The organism is Neobacillus endophyticus (assembly GCF_013248975.1).
Classification (GTDB): Bacteria; Bacillota; Bacilli; order Bacillales; family Cytobacillaceae; genus Neobacillus; species Neobacillus endophyticus.
Genome location: NZ_JABRWH010000001.1, coordinates 850284 through 873582 on the forward strand (window position 1 = coordinate 850284; position 23299 = coordinate 873582).

Genomic DNA, 23299 nt, shown 5'->3' on the forward strand with positions numbered 1-23299 from the left:
GTCTTCGCCGCCTTCCACTCCAATCAACAGAGTGTAAAAATCAATAATGTACATTAACACAGCCTTTTGTATAATTTATTTACAGAGAATTAATAGAGGTGGATGGAATGCTTTCGAAAAATACACAGATAAATCGTGACCAAATTGAAATGATTGCCTTAGATCAACTTGTACCTGCTGATCACTTGGTTCGCAAAATAGAAGCCGCAGTAGATTTTTCATTTATCTATTCATTGGTTGAAGATTTGTACTCAACTAAGCGCGGACGTTCAAGTATTGACCCTGTTGTATTAATTAAGATGGCTTTCATTCAATATACCTTCGGTATCCGTTCGATGCGTCAAACGATAAAGGAAATTGAAACAAATATGGCGTATCGCTGGTTTTTAGGATTTGGTTTTTATGATAAAGTACCCCACTTTTCAACTTTTGGTAAAAACTACGAACGTCGTTTTAAGGATACAGACTTATTTGAACAAATTTTCTACCGTATTTTAAAAGAGGCAGCAGATAAAAAGTTAGTTAGTTCGGAACATGTATTCATTGATTCAACTCACGTTAAAGCAAGTGCAAATAAACGCAAATTCGAAAAGAAAGTAGTTCGGAAAGAATCAAAAGCTTATGAAGCACGTCTTCAAGCAGAAATTAATAGTGATCGTGAAGAACATGGGAAAAAGCCCATCCCACCAGATAAATATGAAAAAGAAGAAAACAAAGAAATAAAAGAAAGTACAACAGATTCGGAGAGTGGTTACTATGTAAAAGACGAAAGGACAAAGCAATTTGCTTATTCATTTCATGCAGCCGCAGATAGAAATGGTTTTGTCCTGGGGACTATTGTAACTCCAGGTAACGTTCATGATAGTACAATGTTAGAGCCTCTAGTTGAAAAGGTCATTGAAAAATGTGGGAAACCTAATGCTGTAGCTGCTGATGCCGGATATAAAACACCTGCTATTGCTCAATATTTAATTGAAAATGAAATTCGCCCTGCTTTACCCTATACACGACCACGTACAAAGGAGGGATATTTGAAAAAGCACGATTATGTCTATGATGAGCACTTTGATTGTTACATATGTCCGGAAGGACAAGTTCTGGATTATAGAACGACTACTAAGGAAGGTTATCGACAGTACATCTCTAATCCTGTTATATGTAAGGATTGCCCACTTCTAGCACAATGTACACAAAGTCAAAATCATCAAAAGCTCATTCAACGACATATCTGGGAACCATATCTTGAAGAGGCTGAACATCTTCGTCATACAGAAGAGAATAAAATAATATATGCACGTCGTAAAGAAACAATTGAACGTGTATTCGCGGATGCGAAAGAAAAGCATGGTATGCGATGGACAACCTTAAGAGGTCTTAAAAAATTGTCCATGCAGGCGATGCTTACTTTTGCTGCTATGAATTTAAAGAAGTTGGCTACATGGACTTGGAAAAGTCCAGAAATGGCATAAAAATAGACCCCGCCGGGGTCTACCTTAAGAAAAATCAAACAGAAAAATCCCAATTTTAGAAAAGGGCGCCAGAATCGGAACTTTTGAAATGCCTTTTGTCTACAATCTGAAAGGACGTCTATTGTGACGTCCTTTTCTTTCTTGAAATTCTATATAACAACAATATGGCTGCACCTAAACTGATAAGCGAGATTGCCAATCCGGGAACAAATCCTTCCGGAATATATTGCAGCTTGACCGTATGCTTTCCAGCTGGTGCTTGTATCCCGGTAAAAGCATAATCTGCGGGAAAAGTATTCACCTTTTTACCGTCTATCGTAGCCTTCCAGCCTGATGAGTATGGGATGGAAAGGAATAGAATCCCTTTGTTGCTGCTCGTATAGGTTCCATTAATAAAGTTATTTCCGTACGTAATATTCTTCAGGCTGTCTTTCTCGTAGCCTTGGATCAATTTTTTGTAATCCTGATAACTGCTAATGGATACTCTTACATCTTTTATAAGGAATTTCCCCGGCTGTATGGTTAACTTGATCCATTTTGTTTGATCATCCATTCCAAAGCGGTATAATACCTTGTTTGTTGTTTCCCGGTAATTATATTGATTGAGCTGATACTGATTATTTTTCATGTTTTTTTCAAAGACATAGTTTTTGCCTAGGTTATTAGCGGCGTTAATGGTCAGCCCCTTATTAGGCGTATAAGGTACTACATCGGCATACACAGTCATTTCAGAAAGCCGATGTGCTTTTACAGGGATTGATAGCTCAATTGGCTTACTTGATTCCACCAGGACCCCGTTATGTTCCATTTTCAGCTTTGCCTTACTATCAAAGATAGCATCCGATAATGTACCGATCGTCTTTACTGATAATTGGGTATTCGCTGATAGCCCGGAATGGGTCAGGTCCTTATCGGAAACGACTACGTTTCGCAGTAATAATTCATCCCGCTTCGGATAATCCGCTTGGTCAAATGTGGAATTGTCAAGCGCGGAATGATAAATAAACCCAATTGGCAGTGCGTATTGATTCTTTCCTATTTTTGTATTTCCGTTTTGATACATGCTCTTATAGCCATATAAATTACTGCCATCAGAGGTTTGAATGGACAAGTTATATTTATTGTTCAAAATGGTCGTTACGAATGTATTATTCGGAAATCCCTCAATTGTACTTAAATTTCTGCTGCCAGCTTGTCCCAAATAATCCATGCCAAAATATTGAAGCTTCCATTTCAAAAGGGATTGGTAGGTTGAGAATGAGCGGTAATCATAGCTCATGGAAGAATTATCAAACACCAAGCCAGGAGCATTTACGTTAATCCGATAAAAGCTTGAATCGGAATGAATTTGGTTAAGGCTATTTTTGACCAATGGATGATCAAAATACTGGACATAATCCGTTTTCTTCATTAGCGGGAAGATTCCCCAAATACCTTTATGATACTGCCCCGGATTCCCGCCGCCAGTCTTTATGATTAAGTCTGACGCAAAACTGTAAGGAAGCATTAGACTGTACCCGGTCACTGCGACAGCTCCTATTATAAAAAGAACTTTCTTAAGCCATGTTTTCGTGACAACCTGTGAGGCAACAAAAAACAGGGCAAATACAACCGGTACAAATTTAAGATCGCTGCCAAAACGGGTAAATGGATTTTTATCAAGCCAGAAATACAGCAGGCCGGCAAGAATGAAAATGGCCGCTACATTTCTTCCCTTTTTAAAATTAAGCTCATTTAAAGCAATAGCCGATAGAATGATAAACATCGCATTAAACAAGAATAACGCACGAAATTCATCTGGCGAGCTAAAACCGGCGACGATGGAATAAACATGTTGGAAAACGAGCATCAAAACTAGAACGATCCCCATGACACCATAAATCAATGACCGCTTTAGCCCGTTGATCAGCAATAATGGTATTGTCAAGAGTGGAAGGAAATTCATGCCTCCCCTCCAGATGATTTTTCTCACTAAATCATTCAGGCTTAATACATTTTGGGTAATCGGCTGACCATGACGGTGTGATGCACTCGATTGTAAGAAGCTAAACACAGATGGTAGGAAAACCACCATGGCAGATCCTAGCGCCAGCAAATATACACCGGATAATTTCAAATGAAAGATAAGGAATGGCTTCCATTTCTTTTCTGTTTTCTCGAATGCAAAATAGCGAAAGATGCTATAAAAAAATAATCCGACAGAGATCATGAATAGAAAATAAAAATTGCTGATACTCGCTAAAAATAAAGAAACAAATAGGACAACACTCTTCTTCTCGGTAAGGAACTTTTCATACCCAAGCAGAACAAATGGAAAATAGACCGTTGCGTTCAGAAAAAAGTAATGGGTATAAAAATGTTCAAAATTGAATAAGGCATAGCTGTTAGCAATCCCGGCCATCAGGGCGATCCCTTTTTTCACACCGAGCTTTTTGAGCAACAGATACATTCCTAAGCTGATCAAAAAGATTTTTAGAATACTGATAGGTATAAAGGAATAGGGAAACCATCCTTTAGGAAGTAATAAAAGCGGCCACATAAAAATATCGCCAAGCATATAGTAGCCATAGTCATTCCAAAAACTCCCCCCTGGACCATATGCCCAGGACCAGAAAGGAAATTCACCGCTTCTGACGAGATCATGAAACATATTAAAGAAATGAATATATTGCTGAAAAATATCTCCGCCCATTGCGATATAAAAATATTGTTTATTTAGGATTCGGTAAAAAATGAGAAATCCCATTACCGCGTTCAATGCAGCTAATAAAATAATTGATAAATCCAGTTTCTTTCGAATCATTTCCAGCACCTGCTCTTTATGTAAATCTGTTCCATTTTAATGTGCCGCTTGTGATACATTTTTAGGCACGTAAATAAAAAGCTCTTCTAAACAAGGAAGAACCTAGTCCATCGTAAGCTTTTTTAAATGAATATGCAATGAATTTACTTTTGTATGGTCTTTGTTTAAGCACGCAGTTGTTGATATGACTAGTTGTTTGGAGCGGAAATCCCTCGACCTTTTAACAGAACCTATACCAAAAAGCAGAGCTAGGCAGCTCTGCTTTTAACAAAGAATAGCTTTTTGATCAAATCAATCGCCACGGTTTCACGTAACAGGAGCAGCAGCCCGGCGTAGATCACAATTCCTGCCAGTACTTTTATGACAATGGTCAAAAGCAAGGACAACTGAAGAAGTTCTGTAACCTGGTACGCAATCACGGCCATTACCGCTGAAGCAAACAAATACGTGATGATAGCCTGTATATTACTGCGGGGCAGCTTTATGACATCCTTCAGATACCATAACTGGATGATCAAAATCACGCCTTCTGTAATCGTGGTCGCAAACGCAGCACCTGTCGCATCAAAGCGCGGAATTAGGACAAGATTAAGGATAAAATTCAGCACTGCTCCCATGACAATTGGCACCGTATACTGCTTATTCATTTTCATTGGCACAAGATACCAGGAACCGAAGATAACACCCAATGATTTAAAAATGATAATGGGCGCCATCATCATAGAAATCGCTTGGCTAGGCTTAAATTTATCTCCTAAAAACCATAAAACAAAATCATTGGAAATAATCATAAAGCCAAAAGTAATCGGCAATACCAGAAAAACTGTTAATGTAACCCCGCTGCGCAGTACTTGTTTCAGGCGGTCAAACTGTTCATTCGCAATAAGCGCTGATGTCCGCGGCAGCATGACAGTACCTGAAATGTTAATCAATGATGATATCATATAAACAATTTTGTATGCCTGCTCGTAATAGCCAACCTGTGTGGAAGTTGACATCGCGCCGAGCATGGTTTTATCCAATACAGAATAAATCATAGCAGAAAAGCTGGGGATAAAGAGTATGACCATTTGATTAAAATGGCGTTTGTATTCTAGATTCAACTTGGTAAAGCGGACATAGTGACCTAAACGGTAAAATAAAGCAATGTTTCCTATTAACACAGATGCTCCCATGATGATCGTGTAGAGTATAAGATCATTAGGCGTTTTAACAAACAGAAAGACACTGGCAAAGCCTAACAGCTTAAGGGTCAGATTTCTGGTGACCACTTTTTTAAATTCCTCGAGACCCTGAAACAGCCAGGTAATATCAAAAAAAGCTGCAATCAGATTTAACGATTGCCAGGAAAAGACGGCATCGCCCTTCCATATAAATGCCACAAAAGCGAAATAAATAATGGTGGCGGCCAACAATAAGCCAGAGCGAATGATCAGTATTTCACTATATGAACGGGACAGCTTTTCCGGATTGGCTTTAACACTAGCAATTTCCCTTATGGCGTATAAATTGGACCCAAGCAGAAAAATATTGATAAACAAAGTAATATACGAAAAACTGTAGCTGTAATGACCCACTCCCTGCGGCCCCAATACCCTGGAGATATACGGGATCGTTAAAAATGGAAGACCGAGCAAAATAAACTGCTGCAGTAGAACATAAAGGAAATTCTTCTTTAAAGTAGACATGCAGAAACCTCGTCTCTCTTAATTTTCAATTAGAACTTTATAAGAGTTTCCTTAAATCTTTCTTAAGAAAATACACTCATTTTTCGAACTTTTTAATTATACAAATTTTCCCATATGCTGTAAAGATAATTTAGTATTTGCCAATTTACATAAAAAAAGAACCGCTTGTCAAAACGGTCCGAAAAAATTATCCTTTTAAAAATCTTCCCTTTAGCTTCGCTGTAAACAAAATAACGATTTCGTCCTTGGTAGCCAGAAGGATCAGCAAATAGACAATGCCGCATACGGCCATGGTCGAAAGTGTTAGTATCATTGTTCCATGGAAAATATGACGGAACCCGATGCCAATCGGAATGAATATCAAGGAATAAACAAGATACCTTAAATTTGACCATGACAACAGCTGAAATGGTACTTTAAGATATTTTCGAATATACGTATACTCAATGGCGATCAATAACAAATTCGCAAACAATGTCGTAAGGATCGCCGAACTGGCATTAAGCTTTCCAAAATAAAGAAATACTGCTTTAAAGATCAAATTGGCAATCCCGCAGACAAAAATCATCCAAACTAGAACATTCTCTTTCTTTTTAATATAAATGACCTGATTTGATTGAATCGATTCAAAGCCAATCGTAATCATATAAAGGGCATAAATGGCCAAAACCGGCCCTGCCGGCGCAAATGGCTGCTTTCCGTAAAGGACAACTGCCGCATTTGCAATGACATAGAGTCCAATCGCAGCTGGGAACAATAGGGCTGAATACACTTTTGAAATCCGTTTGAGCAGGGATAAATACTGTTCATCATGATCACTTCCTACTAAAAACGACAGCCTTGGAATGGTCACTTGAATAAGACTGATCATCAAGGCATTAATCATCGTGGCAATTTGCTGAGCCATTGTATAGTAAGAAACAGATCGTTCGCTGACAAACTGCCCCAGCATGAAACGGTCAAGCTGTGTATATAAAATGTTTCCGTTTGAAAAAATGACCACTAGAAACAGAGGTTTAAGATGCGGTACAAATCGGACATCTTTAAAATCAAACTTCACTCGGCGCTTTACATAAAAATAACTTATAATATTATTCAATCCGGTCGATGTGGCTAACAAGGCAATAAAGATCAAATAGTTGTCAGAGCTTTTAACAAACGTTAATAGCAAGATGACATAGATGATTTTGACAATCATGGTCTTCAGTGTAATAAAGCCATAATCCTCATAGGCTTCATTCACCCATTCCACATAGAAAATATTGAGGAAAAAGTTGACCCCATAAACCATTAATACCGGAAATAAAGCCTTCCCGCCATAACCAAAATAAGAGACGGCCACATAAACAAACAACGTCAGGAAGTTTGTCAGCAGGCTGAACGTGAACAAACTCGTAAACAGCTGATTTACTTTTTCCCGATCATTTTTGATGCGGCTGACTTCGCGCATCCCGTATTGATAGATGCCAAACCCGGCAAAAATAAAGAAATAATTAAAAATGGTTTCCCCTGTTTTTACCCTTCCGATGGCATCCGAACCCAAAGTCCGATAAACATATGCACCAATAATAATCGGTACAATCAGATTAAAAAAGTTTAATAGTATTTTATATATGGCATTTTTGACAATTGATTTTTTTTGCATAAAATAGCCCTCTAAAAAGTAAGGGTCTGCCCATTCCAGGCAGCCCTAGAAATATTCCTTCACAATGACAGACTGATCAACCCGTTCAATATTATCCGGAGATTCTCCAGTAATCCAGTTTTCATCTTTGATCATATAGGTTGTCCCGTAGTTATCAACCAAATATTCATGATAATTAGCAGGTATTTTAAATGTTGCTCCTTTAAATTCATAATCCATTAAACCAGTAAAACTTGATGTTACCTTACTTGTGCGATAACCTTTAGCGATTTGGTATACAGAGTGATTTTCAAATTCCATGTTAGGGCCAATTTCACTAAAGTAGCACCAAATCTGACTCTCGTTGGCATACCAGTAATAAAAAATGTCCATATGAAGATTATTTAAATGAAAAGCCTGCTCATAAATCATGCCGTTCATTTCAAACTGTTTATAGAGTTTGACGCCTTTTTTATCGAGGATCTGAACCAACTGTTTTTTCTTTTCATCATCAAAATGAAAGCAGCCAATATCAAGGTCCTTATCATGACCAATAAAATCTTTTTCCCTTACGGCACCAAGCAGTGTACCGTAATCAAGCCAAAATTCCTCGCCAATTTCAGCAAAGGCTTCCTTCATATAAGTTAGCATCTGCATACCGTATTCATGGACACTGGCTTGCTGCTTTTGATATTGGGCTTTGTCATATTTACGCTTCATTTTAACTAAAATCGGATTACTTTTAGCAAAACCGTAAAGCCTGCTTGTTCGCAGCTGCTTTACAAGATGATCAACAAACGCTGCCACCTTCATCATCCTTTACTATTATGAAGAATTCTCCTCACCCAGTTATAAAAGAAATTCCCCTTGCTTATTTTTTCAATGCTTTTAATAAGAATAACGGCAATATCATTTGCCTTTTCCAACGCCATGGCTCTTTCATCAGTCGGTATAGCCATTCAAGTCCCATTGTTTGAAAAGCTTTTGGCGCTCTTTTAAGATTACCCGAAATCACATCATAAGATCCACCTACGCCTTGAAAGACATATGGCGTCACTTGATTCATATGATTAACAATCCAATATTCCTGTGCCGGGCTGCCTAATGCTACGAATATAATTTCCGGCTGATGCTGATTAATCGTTTCGACTATAATTTTTTCATCTTTTTCATAGCCGTTTAGGGTGCCGACAATTTGAATTCCAGGAAATTGTTTTTCCAGCGCAGCCTTTGCCGTATCAGCCACTCCCGGTTTTCCGCCGTAAAGAAAAATCCGTTTCCCTTGTTCAGTCGCCGTTTTACACAGCTTTAGCATCATATCAATACCGGTCACCCTGTTTTTTACTTGGCCACCTTTTAACTTAGAGGCTAAAATAACGCCAATTCCATCCGGAATTTGATAATCGGCCCGATTGAGGAGCTTCATGAGCTCTTTGTCTTCCTGAGCCTTCATAATTTTTTCCGGATTAATTGCTACAATAAATGACTTTTTCTTTTTTTCAATATCCTGCATTAATAATGAGGCCAGTTGATCATAATCATAATGACAAACATCTACCCCAAGAAAGTTCTCTTTCATATCCTACCACCTGTTGTGATTTTGGATTCCATGTAGCGGAAGCTTTGAGATTCCGCGCACAATCGTAAGCTGTGACCTAAGTGGGCCACAGCTATATTTCCGTAAATTTGCTAATCATTAGCGATTCCCAGTACATGCAGATCAAATCCTGCTTTTGTCCAAGCTTCCCGAGGCAAGCAGTTCTTCGTATCCAGCACAATTTTTGAACGGACAAGTCCGGCCGTTTGTTTTGGATTTAATATTTTGAATTCATCATGCTCTGTTAAAATAAGAACGATATCAGCATTTTCCAAAGCTTCTTCCAGCTTTAAGGCTTGCTGAGCGAAATTCTGTTCCTTAATATGCGGATCGAAAGCAGTTAATTCAATGTTAAGCTCTTTTAAGTAATGAATAACCTCTGTTGAAGGACTTTCCCGCATATCATCAATATTGGCTTTAAACGCCAAACCAAGCACGGCAACCTTCGGATTATTAATTTGGTGCTTTTCAGCAATGGCTTTCACCTTATTAGCCACATAAAGCGGCATAGAATCATTCGTTTGACGTGCAAGATGAATGATTTTCGCCGTCTCAGGCTGTAATTCCACCAAGAACCATGGGTCAACTGCAATACAGTGGCCGCCTACACCTGGTCCTGGAAGATGAATGTTTACCCTAGGATGATGGTTAGCAAGTTTGATGGCTTCCCAAACGTTAATTCCGATGTTTTCACTAATCTTAGCCAATTCGTTGGCAAAGGCAATGTTGACATCACGGTACGTATTTTCAATTACTTTAACCATTTCTGCAGTAGTAGCATCTGTCAGGAAAATTTCTCCTTTAACAAACGCACGATAAAGGTCTCTCGTTTTTTCGGCAGACTCTTCATTAATACCGCCCACGATTCGGCTGTTATTAACAAGTTCTTCGAAAACACGGCCTGGAATCACCCGCTCTGGTGAGTGGGATACAAGCAATTCCGTTCCAATTTCAAGGCCGCTTGTTTTTAAAATCGGCATCATGACATCCTCAACAGTCCGTGGAGGTACTGTTGATTCCAACACAACTAAATTGCCCTTTTCAAGAAAAGGAATAATCGATTTTGTCGCTGCTTCTACATATTTCATATCGGCTGTTTTATCCGGATTAATCGGTGACGGAACCGCGATAATAAAGACATCAGCTTTTTCCGGTGTGGTTGAAACAGTTAAATTGCCACTGTCAATTGCGGCATTTAATCGTTCTTGAAGTCCATTTTCTTCAATATGAAGCTGTTTATTGCGAATTTTCCCGACAGCCTCAGCATTAACATCTACACCATGAACATGCAATCCGTTATTGGCAAACATAACGGATGTTGGCAGACCGATATAACCGAGACCAATGACACATATTTTATTCATGAAGTGACTTCCTTTCTCATGTCAATAACTTTTCCTTCACAAGTTCAAACACTAATTGATGATAGATAAAATTTTTACAACTTATTGTAACAAAAAAATTTATTAAAAGAAACTACAACCCGCAAATGGTGTCGCATTTTGCCCAAATTGTTAATAAGTTCACGTAAATGTAATATAATTTCCCTCCCATTACGTGTATCGGTTTATATATTATGTCTAGCACTTAGCAATGTGTAAGAAACCGATATGAAAAAGCGAAACCGTCTTCTTCACTGGTTTCGCTTTTATTTTTGAACTATTTATTACTGAACCCAGGCTCCGCTGCTGTCCAGTTTGTAGCCGTCAATGGTGGTATTCTTTGCCATGGAACCGTCTTTATACAAGTAATACCATTTGCTGCTGGAGCGAACCCAGCCTGTTAACATTTTGCCGTCTGAATCAAGGAAATACCATGTGCCATTGTCATTAAGCCAGCCCGTTTGTTTTTGGCCATTCTTATAATAATACCAAGTATCATTGGATAATACCCAGCCGTTTGTTGTGTTCCCGATTCGCTTGGACCCGATATACGTTTGATTATAATAAGAGGTTGATAGAGAACTGACCGTTACGCCATGACTTGTCGAAGCATGAATAAATTTGTTATTGCCCAGGTAAATGCCAACATGGGAAGCACCTGTCTTGTATGTACTAAAGAATACTAAATCACCGCGCTGTAATTTCCCCTTGGAGACTGACTGACCTTCTGCATATTGTTCTGAAGCAGTCCGTGGCAGCGACACACCAGCTTTATGATAGGTATACCGTACAAATCCTGAACAATCAAAGCCTTTTGGCGATGTTCCTCCCCAAACATATGGAACCCCTACATAATCAAGAGCTATATTCGCAACCGTTTCTCCGAATGAAGACGCTTCCGTTTTATTCCCAACGATTAATCCGCTCAAGAGTAAAGAACATGTTAGTAAACCACTTATGAATAACTTCTTCATGATACCCTCCTTGTTTCTTTTTCTCTCCTCATTTATTAATCTTAGTATCTCATAAAATAGACTGAATTTAATTTACAGATATTTTTTAATATTGTTACAGGAATGTTTCAAAAATTGATTTTATTCGACTTTAAGTTCCATTTTTTTAAAAAAGTTACAATTGCCATCCATTATTTGACATAGCTATCTCTCATAGATGTTAAAAAAACGCTATAATTTTACAAATTATTTTCGACTCTTTTCGGAAAGTCTCTATGAAACTTAGTAGTGGATTTTCCTGCAGGAAGTAAACAACGACGTGTTAGAACAAAAAAAGAGACTGCGTTTCTATGAAATCACTATTTTCTAATAAAAAAAGGAACCATCTGTTTGCAGATGGTTCCTCGCTAATTTTTATTTAAATCATGGCTCCATTGCTTCCTAGACGGTACTTACCAATCTTTGTGTTTGCCGCCATATGACCGTCACTGTAAAAAAAGTACCACTTCGATCCGATTAACTTCCAGCCTTTTTGCATGGTGCCACTTGTGTTAAGATAGTACCATTTGCCGCCGGTATAAAGCCAGCCGGTCTGCATAGCACCGCTGCTGTTTAAGTAGTACCACTGACCTCCTGTATAAAGCCAGCCGGTTTGCATCACGCCGCCGGATTTAAAATAATACCATTTGCCGCCAACGTTCAGCCAGCCAGTTTTATAGGTACCGTCGCCGTTGTTAAAGTACCACTGACCGGCAATCTGCTTCCAGCCTTTTGTATAGGTGAATGTATTAAATTCCTTGATAAGATTGGCAATTTTACTTGCCCATGCCTCATCTGTGGAATATTGATGCAGGTTATCGTTAAATCGCATATTATCAAGTGTTGGCTGTGCAAATGGATAATCAGCAGTATTGGATTGATCTCTGTTTACATATGTGTCGCTAATAAATTCAGCTCCTGCAATAATGCCATTTGTTGGCGTAGAGTAATCATAAGCGGAATCCATCGGCTGAAGATCTGTGGCATGGATGCCATAAAAGTTATACTTGTTGGAAGCGATGGCCGATGTACCCCATTTTGATTCAAGACCTGAGTGTGCCAATAAGTATACCGCGTTTACACGGGTGACAGTTTGGGCTTGAAGATAGGTGGAACCCAGCCCGGTCATCAGAGTTTTCACGCCATTTGTTTTGTACTGAATGTATTTATTGATTTGGTCTGCTGTTACATTTGCTTTAGTATTTAATGGAGTGTAAATGGAAATATTCGTTGTAGCTGTGTCTTTTTTGCCGAATTCATACGGAATCACATTGCGGCCTCCACCGTATTCGGTTCCGTCGTCTCTTTGGTATGTGCCTTTTATCCAGCCAACTTTTCCGTCAGAGGTTTGAATTTTATAGAATTTCGCACTTGAGTTGTAATCTAGAACGTATACCATTGAATTGTCAGAAATAAAACCGATCGGCGGATTGGCGGTGCTGGGATCTGCCCGTAAATTTCTCCCTTGCTTAACCAGCCAAGTTTGGTCTGTTACCTTATTGCTTAAATAGGCTTTGTGGACCCAGCCTGTGACGGTTCCATCCGTTGTTTGAATTTGCGCAGCATAATCTTTTTCGCTTAAGACAATGACCTGTGTATTATAGGTAAGATCCGCCAAATGGGTGTGATTGCCGGGATCTGATAGTTGGTCAAAGGCGCTGTACACGGGAAGATCAACTGAAATCACACTCATAACCGGTTGCTGTGCTGTTGCAGCAAAGACTGGGCTATTCAATAGCCCGAAAACCAGAAACATTGCTAATACACTTTGGATGACCTTCTTTTTCATTATGTTCTCCTCTCTGTCTCTATTATTCTATTTATTAGATTATCATAGTTTTTTAGCGTTTTGGAATAAATTCGAACCCTCCTGGCGCATTTGGGGTATTTTACCTATTTTATTTATAAGAGGGCTGACAATGGGCTATTTCCGCAAAAAAATAAACCGGACAGCATGTGTGCCCGATTTATTTTTGCTCAGCCAATCGTTTTCTTACGTTTTCAAGGTCTTCCAAGGAATCGATTTCGAAACTGTCGTCCGGGTGAATTTCCTGCAGATACACATTCAAGGCGCCGATGTTGTCTTTGACAATGTCGTCCCAGTACAGATCTTTAAAGCTTCCGCCGGCAACGGCCTCTTCCAGTTTGCCAACAATATATCGCCCGTCTTCCCCAGACCAATAGGAGATGCCGCACAAAATGTAATCATGCTCACCATCGCCGACCACGATATCGTACACCTTGAAATCATCATTGAAGCGAATCATCCATTCCCCTTTGAATTCCGGTTTGCGTGCACTGAAATACATGGAGTTTTTAGGATTTCGCAAGAGGAAGTTATGATGTAAATAGACATCTGCATCAATCACATAGGAATCTGGCAGAAAGTCTCTCACTAAATACATCGTGTAAATATTGTTATATACATCGTACTGATCGTTATGAACCAGTTTAACCCCGTATTTTTCCTCTAAGTACGCAAATTTTTCAGCAAGATAGCCGGTTACGACAATAATTTCCTCGACACCGACTTCCCGCAAAAATTCGATCTGCTGCTCAAGCATGGGCTTTCCGTTTACGACTGTAAGTGATTTCGGAGTCGTTAATGTTAATGGCCGTAATCTTGTTCCCATTCCTGCTGCAAGTAAAATAGCTCTCATGAAGCAATTCTCCTATAGTTATATATTTCGTCTGTTCTGCTAAGCTGCTCTCCTGCGTTTGATAAAATTCGTCCATTTTAGTTCTTCCGGAGTAGCGCATGTAATAACCGAACCAACTAAAATCATAATACTATAAATCACAACCTTAAAGGTAACTGGCGAATGTAAAATAATAAAGCTGAGGAAAATCGCCCAAGCAGCATAGGTTATATTCAATGCCATCGCTCTTGTCGGTCCCATGACATAAATGGCTTTGTAATAATACACATAGGAGGCTGTACCTGATAGAGCGACTAGAGCAATAAACCAAACTTGGCTGCTTTGCAGCACCGTTCCCACAAGCGGATAAGCTTTGAAAATTGGTAATATTATTACCCCATATGTGACAGCTGAAACGAGCTGTCGAATTTGCAATGCCTGCTCAGGCGTGATTTCGTCATCCTTCATCCCATAGGCAAGAATCACGCATTCCATTCCCCAGCCAAAAACACATAACAGAATAAATAAGAATCCGAGAATATAGCTTGGTGAACGGTCTCCGCCGGCAAATCCTAATAAGAAAATAAATAAAATACTTATAAATAGTCCAAACCAGTTTTTTACTGATAGTTTATCCTTTAACAGCAAAAAGGCGAATAAGGCACCGACTGCAGGATAGACCGCTGAAATAGAAGCAGACAGCGATGCGCCTAAATATTTAACTGCAAGCACATACCCGGTCATTCCAATTGGTCCGCCAAGAAGTGCACCTAACATGACAAATCGTCCGCTTCGGGTTGACAATTTTTGAAATGGCACCTTAAATTCCCCTCTGATGACCATATAAATCATCATCCAAAAGCTGGATAACAAGTCATGAAAAAACGTGCTCACTAATGGAGCAAGAAAAATCACTTCAGCTGTCGAAGTAAAAATACTCTTGGCCAATACCACACCGATTAATACTGTATCCAGTCCCCACGTAAACCCGGAAAATAAACCGTAGAAAAGGCCTTTATTTTTTGTACTCATACGCCATCTCCTTCATGATGTCATGATTTAAATTCTTTCTTGCCCGATTAAAGCGGTCAATTCCATAGGTGCCAAAGTCATCACCTTTTGCTTCCTTAATAATCGTCCAAATACTCCAAAGGAAATCCTGAAAAATTTTATTCATTAACACACGCTGTTGGATTTCAAGCGGAATGTGATCTGTTTGTAAATACAAGGATAAGAATAATTCTTCATCTTCCGGTGAAAATTCACACTCGAGCGAGTGGGCAGCAAGATCCCACATCGGATCATTCATACCGGCATATTCCCAGTCAATTAAATACACTTTATCCGGGCCGCTTTTAACCAGGTTCTCCGGAACCAAATCGTTATGACATGGCTTTAAGGCGATGTTCATGCCCTGATAAATGTCCTTCAGAAGCATCACTTCGGCTCTTACCTCATCATAATGCGGATATGGACGGCCATTTGCCTCTTTCATCAGCTGTTCATACTCGTCGATTTTTTCAAAAACATTGAATTCATTGGCCATCGTCAAATCCGAAGTATGTAATTTCCGTAAAATGGCCGTAGTTAATTGCATGTAATCCTGACGCTTTGCCGTTTTCCCGTTCAAAGTTTCGGCATTTGGGATCAGTTCAGCAATTTTGACGCCAGTTACTTCATTAAAGTAGATTAACTCGGTATCAATTCCCAAATGACTTGCAATAGATGAGTTTACTTTTTCCTCTTTGCGGTTAATCATCTGCTCAGTGCCATTTCCCGGAATCCTTAGGACATATTCCTTATCTTTTACAAGCACCTTGAAGTTTTTATTCGTCATCCCGCCAAACGGCTGTATCTCCTGAATATCCTCATATTCCAGGTTAAGGGCTTCCATCAGGATGCTCTTAATTTGGATTTCACGAAATTCCGCTTCCTTCCGTTTTAAGATCGGATACGTTTTTTTCGTGATGGTTTCATAATGATTAAGACTGTCAATCTCGCCCCAAATTAGATTGTGCATTTTTAAATAGCCAATATTATAGCTCCGGGAAACATCAAGCAGCATATATTCGTAATTCATGTATGGATTTCTGTTGTTTTCCTTATATTCTTCCACCATTTTACTGAATACTTCATAAGATAGCTTGCTGACGCCGATCATTTCCCCGTCAACATGATTAAACTGGTGAATATCTTTTGAGATTTTAAAAAGATAGCCATTTCGGAATTCGACGAATGCCTCATCACCTGAACCGCTCTCATTGGCAATGAGCACAGTGTCCCGCTGCGGATAGGCAAGAAGTTCGCGAATGGCCCGTTCTTCGATTAAAATATCATCCTCAATCAACAGAAAATCTTCGGTAATCAAGTCTTTAGCAATTGCCAAGGATGCCATGGATCCCGTCCATTTATATTTTGGATTGTGGACAAAACGCAAATGGCTTAATTCCGGTACCTCTTGGAATGCCTCTTTTTCATAGCCAGTCACAATAACGATATGGCCGATCCCGTTTTCCTGCAGGATATCGACCGTGCGTTTTATGAGCAAAATGTCATCCACCGGCATTAAACCCGCTGGTTTGCCAAAATCCTTTCTTTGGCCCGCTGCCAGAATGACTGCCTGTTTAATTTCCGTCATTGGTTCCTGGTGAATATTGACCTTCTTAAAGTGAAAGGCCTCAATGCCGCTCTCCAGAAACTCCATTCCTTTTTGCGTTAAAAAATAACTGACGTTCCGGCCTTTTTTTTCATTATAAATATAGTTTTCAGCCATTAAATCATTCATCAAGTAATTAACTTTCCCAATCGAAATTCCGCAAATTTCGGATAGCTTCTTTTGGTTCAAGTTCGCATTTTGATTTACCGCTTCTAGAATCTGAAACACATGCTGCTCCAATGGAAGACCTCCAATACGTTCAAAAATTGAATATATACCCATTTTAACCCAGCCCAATATATCTGTAAATAAAAATTGTGCCAGTCTTACTTGCATTTTTATCAAAAGATCCTGTGAAACTAAGTTAATTGGCGTTAAAGGAGCGAATATTTTCGAACTTCCTATACATCTCTTGTGAGAATGGGATTCATAGGGGTACGGTGCAAGGGAAAAACCGCTCGCTTCTTGAGCGGAAACCAAAAAAAATAGAAAAGCTGTGCATCCATTATGCACAGCTCACTTAAAACTATTTATATACTGGAACATCAAAATATAATGTGTAAGAGCTTAAAGAATCATAGATTTTCTTCATGTTGTATACCTGGTTGGCTGCCCAAGACATATCCGTGGCATACTGATGATTTCCAGGATTAGCCGGATTCCATCTCATCTTATAAAGGGTATTCTGCGGCGAGTTAGCTGCATTAATGTAGCTTGAGCCGATAAAGGCAGCTCCGCCGATGATTGCCGCTTCCGGCGTAAACCAGCCATTTTTATAGGCAGTTTGAGCACCGCAGCTTTGCGGACAGGAGTCAAATGCACCAATTCCAAACATATTATAGACGGTTACTGGTTTATCCAGCTTTTTCCCATCAACGGTATCTACTTGAACACCATTTGCCAGTGCAGATGTCCCATTACCTGACTCCAGGAATGCGTGGGCAATCAGATAAACTTCATTTACATTATTTTGCAGGCTCGCCTTAATAAAGGCGTCCCCCATTCCATCCAGAATTCCTTTTCCTTTTAGGACATTGGCATTTAAATCGGCAGCTGTTGTTCCGGCATTTTTATTTAATATTAAAAATTCCAGATATTGTGGACTATCCGGCGTAATTCGACTTGGGTCTAGATAGTTTATAACATCCTCTGGTTTAGCATTGCGCCAAGTTCCAAATTTAATTTGGTACCAGGTGCCAACGGTTGAAACAATGGTTACCGTTTGTCCTTGTTTTAATGTTCCATAAATAAACGAATTGCTATTTGTATCACTGCGAACGTTCAAGGCGCTTGCCGTTACGACTCCTTTTGTTGGGTCATTCGCATTTTGAAGCACATATTGGCTGCTCACATATGCCGCCTGGCTTTGATACAAGTCCGTTTGCGGCGGCGGATTCAACTGCATTTCTACGTTCAACACTTGCTGCAGCGTGACATTGTATTGTGTTTTGGTCGTCACAGGTCCCGAATTTAATAACCCGTTATCGAAAAATGTGTAGGTTTTCCCGTCTATTACTTGTGTTCCCGTCACCATTTTTCCATTGCTGTCAAAATAATACCAGCTATTACCGAGCTGCAGCCAGCCGGTCCGCCGATCGCCGCCTACATTTAAATAGTAGGTGTTGCCCTGGTCAACAAGCCAGCCCGTCTGCATCACACCATCACTGTTTAAGTAATACCATTTTGAGCTGTCTGAAATCCAGCCAGTGGCCATAGTTCCATCGCTGTTAAAATAGTACCAATTGTTTTGATACAGGAACCAACCCGTTTGCATCGTGCCGTCTGAGCCAAGATAATACTTTTTCCCGCCATCGGTCAGCCAGCCGGTATAAACAATACCATTTGTTCCGAGGTAGTATCGCTTATTGTTAAGCACCTGCCAGCCAGGACTCTGCTGAAGAACACCGTTTGCAGCAAAATAATACTTTTGGCCGTTTATCGTTTGGATTCCTGTTAGCATTTTTCCATCTTGGCCAAAGTAATATTTATTTCCGTTATCCGTTAACCAGCCCTTATACATGAAACCATCTGTACCAAAATAATATGTACTGCCGCTGACAGTCAGCCAGCCGGTATGCTTCGAACCATCCGTATTAAAATACATGATAACGGAACCATCGCGAAACCAGCCTGTCAGCTTCGCTGTACTCAAGGCTCCAGAGGATGTAAAAAAGTATGGCTTATTATCAATGTATTTTTGCCCTGTGACCATTGCACCGCTTGGGCTTAGGTAATATTTTTTCCCGCTGACTTCAATCCAGCCGGTAGCCATTGCGCCGCTCGATTTAAGATAATACCAGGTGTTTTTGTCTATTAACCAACCGGTTTTCATTGCACCGCTTTTCAGATCAAAGTAGTACCAGAGATTGTTGATTCGAGCCCATCCAGTCTGCATGACCCCATCACTACTAAAATAATACCTGGCACCCTTAATACTCACCCATCCAGTGATTTTCTTGCCTGATGGAGTTACATAATACCATTTGTTATTTTGATATTTCCACGTATTTGTTGTTACCGCCGTTGCCCCAACTGCTGACGATGAAAATAACATCGTTGCCAAGAAGAAAGCAGTGGCTCTTTTTTTCTTCAAAATGTCTTCCCCCCCAGGACCTTTTACACTATGAAGTCATATACTCTATTTATCTAAAAAAAAGGCGGAGTTCTCGGTGCTGCTGATTTTTGCAAATAGATATGTAGAAAGTAGTCTGATTCATCTTTTGCGGAGCACCTCACCTTTTCTGCAAAAAATGATTGCACAGTACTATTCTCTCATTTTGACACAATTTTTCAACAAAAAAATGAATATTTTGTTCGATTTAGTAGTTTTGTATCAAATTTTGTCCTTTTTAACAAACCTTCTCCTCCCAGAGGACTGCTATTAAAAGGACTTTTTTCCTCCATTCCCCTTTGGCTCTATTAAATTTGACTGTTGATCGGAGCAGATATCAACAGATTATTAAAAAACAACAATGTTGTTTTTAGAGCCTTTTATTTTAAAAAACGGTATAGCTAAAACACACTGTGGAATTTACCGGTAGTGGAGTGGACCCATAAAAAATAAAAAAAGATTAGAACCTGCTTATTGGCAGATCTAATCCATTATGTTAAGTTATTGATTTTTTCAGTATTCTAAACTGACGATCTTTTATTATGTTGATTCTGGCACCTCTATGCCCTCGACACCCATTGCGGCTAATTGCCGATTCTTTTGTCTTATTTCCAATATTAATAGAATGATAAAAACGATCAATACAATAAGCGCTAAGCATTCCACAGCGTAATCATAATAATACCAGGATATCGTGGTGGTCATATCATACACAGAGTGCACAAGGACTGTCAGCCATAAATTTCGTGTCCACAACAGGATCAGCCCCAATATGAACCCCATATTTCCAAAAGTGACAATGGCACCAATTCGAACTCGCCAAGACTCTTCGGCATCCAACGTATGATCAATACCGAATAAAATCGAAGTCAAAAACAACGCGGCTAATAGAAATAGATCCCTCTTGCCGCTTTCCCAACGGCTTGGAAACCATTTTTTACATACTACAAGCAGGAGAATGATATATGCTAAGCGCCAAACTTCCTCCAGTCCGGCAAGTGCATCCGTATATAAATCATTTCCAAGAGTATCTACTTGATCCCAAAAAGTGGGGGATGTATTAGATCCTGAGGAGGAATGGGTTCCTTCCCCTTGAGTGGATGGAGTGGAGGTATAATCTTGAACATAATGGTTATAATCATCGTTAAATTCTGAGAAGACGATCCCAGAATAGATGTTCACCAGCGAACTTCCAAGGAAGAAAATAAGAAAAGCACCCGTGAACTGGAGAGCAATTCTTCGCTTTGTTTTCTTCTTTTCCTGGATCTGGCCGAGCCTTGGGGAAATCCTCCAGCCAATAAACAGGGAGGATACCATCACAGCATCGTATAAATCACTGGCCAAATAGCTGAACCTGGTGAGATATAGGAGCACCTCTGCCCCCAATGTCACAATAAGAAGAGCAACAAATAGCTTAAAAGAAATCGGTTTTGTTAAATTCATTGTCATCCGCATCATACCCCTGAAAATTGATAGACAAACTGCTGTTTTAAACCGCTCTACCTGCCCATATGAACGGCTGCGATCGCCAGCCCATTAAACAGAAGCAGAAACACCAAACAGGCAATCATCCATTTCCAAACTCTCGCCACAGTATCCTCCCCTTCCAAGCCTAATCCACCTCAAACATACCCAACAACACGCACAAAACGAACCGTAAAGAACAGATAATAATAGCTTAAATTTAACATATCCAAAAACAAATATCACTGTAAAATTTAGGAGGGTGTCAGGCACCATGTGAAATTTTCACATGGTGCCTGACACCCTCAACACCTGGATTACTTCCGGACGGCTGTATTCTTTTGGGGGGGCGATGCCGTTTTTGAGCATGGTTCTGACGGCTGTTCCGGAGAGGTGGAGGTGGTATTCTTTGGGGTGGGGGCAGGTTTTGGTGGAAGCCATGTTTTCGCATTTTGTGCAGTAGAAAGTATGTTCAAATGGGAGGATGGTGATACCGATTTCTTCTTTGCTGAATTGGGTGAAGATTTTTTGAGAATCATAGGTTCCGTAATAATTTCCAACTCCGGCATGGTCTCTTCCAACAATAAAATGGGTGCAGCCGTAGTTTTTTCGAACCAGCGCATGGAATACGGCTTCTCTTGGTCCTGCGTACCGCATGGCGGCGGGAAATACGTCCAAATACACCCGATCCTTAGGATAATAGTTTTCTAACAAAACTTCATAGCTCTTCATTCTGATCGGCGCTGGAATATCATCTGACTTTGTTTCGCCAACTAGCGGATGTAAAAACAAACCATCCACCGTTTCCAGTGCTGTTTTTTGAATATACTCATGTGCTCTGTGGACGGGATTTCTGGTTTGAAAACCAACAATCGTGTTCCAATTTCTGCTGGCAAATTCTCCTCTTGTTTCGCTCGGCGTTTTATAAAACGCATGGAAGTTTTCATTTTTCGGAGGCATTTTGATTAAATGAACAGGTCCAGCCAAATAAACGTTTGGCCGGCTAAATAGTTTTTTCACCCCTGGATGCTGAAGGTCGGTTGTTCGAAACACTTTTTCTGCTTCAAGGATTTTATCAGGGACATATTTTTCCGTTAATTCCAATACACCATAAACCATATTTTCATATGTTAATTTTACTTTCTCTCCAAGCGTTAATGAATCGGCCATTTTTTCAGTGACGGGCAATGTGATCGGAATACTCCAAACAATTCCATTTTTCAATCGCATGCTAGAAACAACAGATTCGTAGTCTTCTTTGGAGAGAAACCCAGTTAAGGGGCTATATGCGCCATTTGCAATTAATTCTAAATCTGACAGCGCCATTCTATCCATTTCTATTGCATGGGGGATGGAGGACACTTCAAAGTGGAAATCCATCTGATTCACTAATTGTCCTCCGTGGGGAATACTCAATGACAATTTTGTCATTCCTTTCTATTAAAGTTTTCTTTATCAAAGGGCCTGTTAAACACGGCTGTTGATTTCCACTTCAGGCACGAGAGGTTCGCGGGCGTACCGGGGAGACCCCGTACTACCCTTAGGACACTAAATCACTTCCCTGTATTCACCCACGCACGAAGGAAATGCGGTACATTTTCGAGTAGTCTTGTGCCTTCCGCCCCAAACAACAGTGTTTAAATATCAACAATGTTCTTTAACAGAACCTATCAAAAAGATATTTTGTCACGGCAGATGTGCATTCTTCTATGGACCAATTACTTGTATCAAGTATGATTTCCGGATTTGCCGGTTCTTCATATGGATCGTCAATTCCGGTAAACTTCAGGATTTCTCCCTTTCTCGCTTTCTTATAGAGCCCTTTTGGGTCGCGCTTCTCACACTCTTCGATGGGGCAGCTCACATAAATTTCGATAAATTCATCTTTGCCAAATAATGACCTTGCTATCTCACGATCCTTTTGATAAGGGGAAATTAGGGCTGCAATTACCACTATGCCGGCATCCACAAAAAGCTTGCCGATTTCGGCTGTCCTTCTTATATTTTCCTTCCGATCTTCCATATTGTGCGTGAGATCGCTGTTAATTCCGTGCCTCAGGTTGTCCCCATCCAATAAATACACACTTACCCCTTTATTAAATAATTCGAGCTGAAGCGCATTAGCAATGGTAGATTTCCCGGAACCTGAAAGTCCTGTTAACCATAGCATGAAGCTTTTATGGCCATGAACTTTCTGACGGTCTTCTTTTGTAATGGCCGATTCCAGCCATGAAATATGTTGATTAGACTCCCCTCTGTTCAAAATCCGCTTCACCTCTCTGTCCTAAGCCATTTACCGATATTTAAAAATTTTACCGAATCCTCTTTTTGGCTTGTTCTATTAGTAAATATCGTCATTTTCAAAATTCTAAGC

General features: G+C 39.8%; 16 protein-coding genes. 1 reads left to right on the forward strand and 15 read right to left on the reverse strand.

Going from position 1 to position 23299, the window contains the following annotated elements; all coding sequences use genetic code 11:
• Positions 1 to 107: 107 nt before the first annotated feature.
• Entirely contained in the window at positions 108 to 1469 is a 1362-nt protein-coding gene (locus tag HPT25_RS04225; RefSeq protein WP_173058723.1) for an IS1182 family transposase, read from the forward strand.
• A 118-nt stretch (positions 1470 to 1587) separates the two neighbouring features.
• Here HPT25_RS04225 and HPT25_RS04230 read toward each other — a convergent pair whose 3' ends face one another.
• The 15 genes from HPT25_RS04230 to cysC all read right to left on the reverse strand — a co-directional run bounded on the left by HPT25_RS04230 (position 1588) and on the right by cysC (position 23191).
• Positions 1588 to 4272 carry a YfhO family protein gene (locus HPT25_RS04230; protein WP_173060383.1) on the reverse strand — a complete coding sequence of 895 codons (2685 nt, stop codon included), beginning with the start codon at positions 4270 to 4272 and terminating at the stop codon, positions 1588 to 1590.
• A 248-nt stretch (positions 4273 to 4520) separates the two neighbouring features.
• Positions 4521 to 5960 carry a flippase gene (locus HPT25_RS04235; protein WP_173060386.1) on the reverse strand — a complete coding sequence of 480 codons (1440 nt, stop codon included), beginning with the start codon at positions 5958 to 5960 and terminating at the stop codon, positions 4521 to 4523.
• Positions 5961 to 6147: 187 nt separating this feature from the next.
• Positions 6148 to 7605 carry an oligosaccharide flippase family protein gene (locus tag HPT25_RS04240; RefSeq protein WP_173060389.1) on the reverse strand — a complete coding sequence of 486 codons (1458 nt, stop codon included), beginning with the start codon at positions 7603 to 7605 and terminating at the stop codon, positions 6148 to 6150.
• A gap of 45 nt (positions 7606 to 7650) precedes the next feature.
• On the reverse strand, positions 7651 to 8391 hold the full coding sequence (locus HPT25_RS04245; RefSeq protein ID WP_173060393.1) for a LicD family protein: 741 nt from the start codon (positions 8389 to 8391) through the stop codon (positions 7651 to 7653).
• A gap of 64 nt (positions 8392 to 8455) precedes the next feature.
• Positions 8456 to 9163, reverse strand: coding sequence for a WecB/TagA/CpsF family glycosyltransferase (locus tag HPT25_RS04250; RefSeq protein ID WP_173060396.1), 708 nt, complete (start codon positions 9161 to 9163; stop codon positions 8456 to 8458).
• A gap of 110 nt (positions 9164 to 9273) precedes the next feature.
• Positions 9274 to 10545: a nucleotide sugar dehydrogenase gene (locus tag HPT25_RS04255; protein WP_173060401.1), complete on the reverse strand. Its 1272-nt coding sequence runs from the start codon at positions 10543 to 10545 to the stop codon at positions 9274 to 9276.
• A 302-nt stretch (positions 10546 to 10847) separates the two neighbouring features.
• Positions 10848 to 11537, reverse strand: a complete 690-nt coding sequence (locus HPT25_RS28255) for a C40 family peptidase (protein ID WP_217269621.1) — start codon at positions 11535 to 11537, stop codon at positions 10848 to 10850.
• A gap of 397 nt (positions 11538 to 11934) precedes the next feature.
• Positions 11935 to 13344 carry a glucosaminidase domain-containing protein gene (locus HPT25_RS04265; protein WP_173060404.1) on the reverse strand — a complete coding sequence of 470 codons (1410 nt, stop codon included), beginning with the start codon at positions 13342 to 13344 and terminating at the stop codon, positions 11935 to 11937.
• A gap of 178 nt (positions 13345 to 13522) precedes the next feature.
• Entirely contained in the window at positions 13523 to 14215 is a 693-nt protein-coding gene (locus tag HPT25_RS04270; protein WP_173060407.1) for a sugar phosphate nucleotidyltransferase, read from the reverse strand.
• 39 nt (positions 14216 to 14254) lie between these two features.
• Entirely contained in the window at positions 14255 to 15226 is a 972-nt protein-coding gene (locus tag HPT25_RS04275) for a DMT family transporter (RefSeq protein ID WP_173060410.1), read from the reverse strand.
• Entirely contained in the window at positions 15210 to 17132 is a 1923-nt protein-coding gene (locus HPT25_RS04280; RefSeq protein WP_173070872.1) for a phosphotransferase, read from the reverse strand. Before HPT25_RS04280 ends, HPT25_RS04275 begins: the two co-directional genes overlap by 17 nt.
• A gap of 244 nt (positions 17133 to 17376) precedes the next feature.
• A complete protein-coding gene (locus HPT25_RS04285) occupies positions 17377 to 19443 on the reverse strand; it encodes a glucosaminidase domain-containing protein (RefSeq protein ID WP_173060413.1) in 2067 nt (688 codons plus the stop codon).
• Positions 19444 to 20001: 558 nt separating this feature from the next.
• Positions 20002 to 20910 carry a CPBP family intramembrane glutamic endopeptidase gene (locus HPT25_RS04290; RefSeq protein ID WP_173060416.1) on the reverse strand — a complete coding sequence of 303 codons (909 nt, stop codon included), beginning with the start codon at positions 20908 to 20910 and terminating at the stop codon, positions 20002 to 20004.
• Positions 20911 to 21210: 300 nt separating this feature from the next.
• Complete coding sequence (gene sat / locus HPT25_RS04295) at positions 21211 to 22347, reverse strand: sulfate adenylyltransferase (protein ID WP_173060419.1); 1137 nt, start codon at positions 22345 to 22347, stop codon at positions 21211 to 21213.
• Between the two features lie 235 nt (positions 22348 to 22582).
• Positions 22583 to 23191: an adenylyl-sulfate kinase gene (gene cysC, locus HPT25_RS04300; RefSeq protein WP_376767970.1), complete on the reverse strand. Its 609-nt coding sequence runs from the start codon at positions 23189 to 23191 to the stop codon at positions 22583 to 22585.
• Positions 23192 to 23299: the final 108 nt, after the last annotated feature.

Excerpts from the sequence above, each read along its gene's own strand:
- HPT25_RS04240 (WP_173060389.1), bottom strand. The coding sequence starts at position 7,605 with ATGCAAAAAAAATCAATTGTCAAAAATGCCATATATAAAATACTATTA.
- HPT25_RS04290 (WP_173060416.1), bottom strand. The coding sequence starts at position 20,910 with ATGACAATGAATTTAACAAAACCGATTTCTTTTAAGCTATTTGTTGCT.
- HPT25_RS04270 (WP_173060407.1), bottom strand. The coding sequence starts at position 14,215 with ATGAGAGCTATTTTACTTGCAGCAGGAATGGGAACAAGATTACGGCCA.
- HPT25_RS04250 (WP_173060396.1), bottom strand. The coding sequence starts at position 9,163 with ATGAAAGAGAACTTTCTTGGGGTAGATGTTTGTCATTATGATTATGAT.
- HPT25_RS04235 (WP_173060386.1), bottom strand. The coding sequence starts at position 5,960 with ATGTCTACTTTAAAGAAGAATTTCCTTTATGTTCTACTGCAGCAGTTT.
- HPT25_RS04275 (WP_173060410.1), bottom strand. The coding sequence starts at position 15,226 with ATGAGTACAAAAAATAAAGGCCTTTTCTACGGTTTATTTTCCGGGTTT.
- HPT25_RS04230 (WP_173060383.1), bottom strand. The coding sequence starts at position 4,272 with ATGATTCGAAAGAAACTGGATTTATCAATTATTTTATTAGCTGCATTG.
- HPT25_RS28255 (WP_217269621.1), bottom strand. The coding sequence starts at position 11,537 with ATGAAGAAGTTATTCATAAGTGGTTTACTAACATGTTCTTTACTCTTG.
- HPT25_RS04265 (WP_173060404.1), bottom strand. The coding sequence starts at position 13,344 with ATGAAAAAGAAGGTCATCCAAAGTGTATTAGCAATGTTTCTGGTTTTC.
- HPT25_RS04255 (WP_173060401.1), bottom strand. The coding sequence starts at position 10,545 with ATGAATAAAATATGTGTCATTGGTCTCGGTTATATCGGTCTGCCAACA.
- HPT25_RS04280 (WP_173070872.1), bottom strand. The coding sequence starts at position 17,132 with ATGGGTATATATTCAATTTTTGAACGTATTGGAGGTCTTCCATTGGAG.
- HPT25_RS04225 (WP_173058723.1), top strand. The coding sequence starts at position 108 with ATGCTTTCGAAAAATACACAGATAAATCGTGACCAAATTGAAATGATT.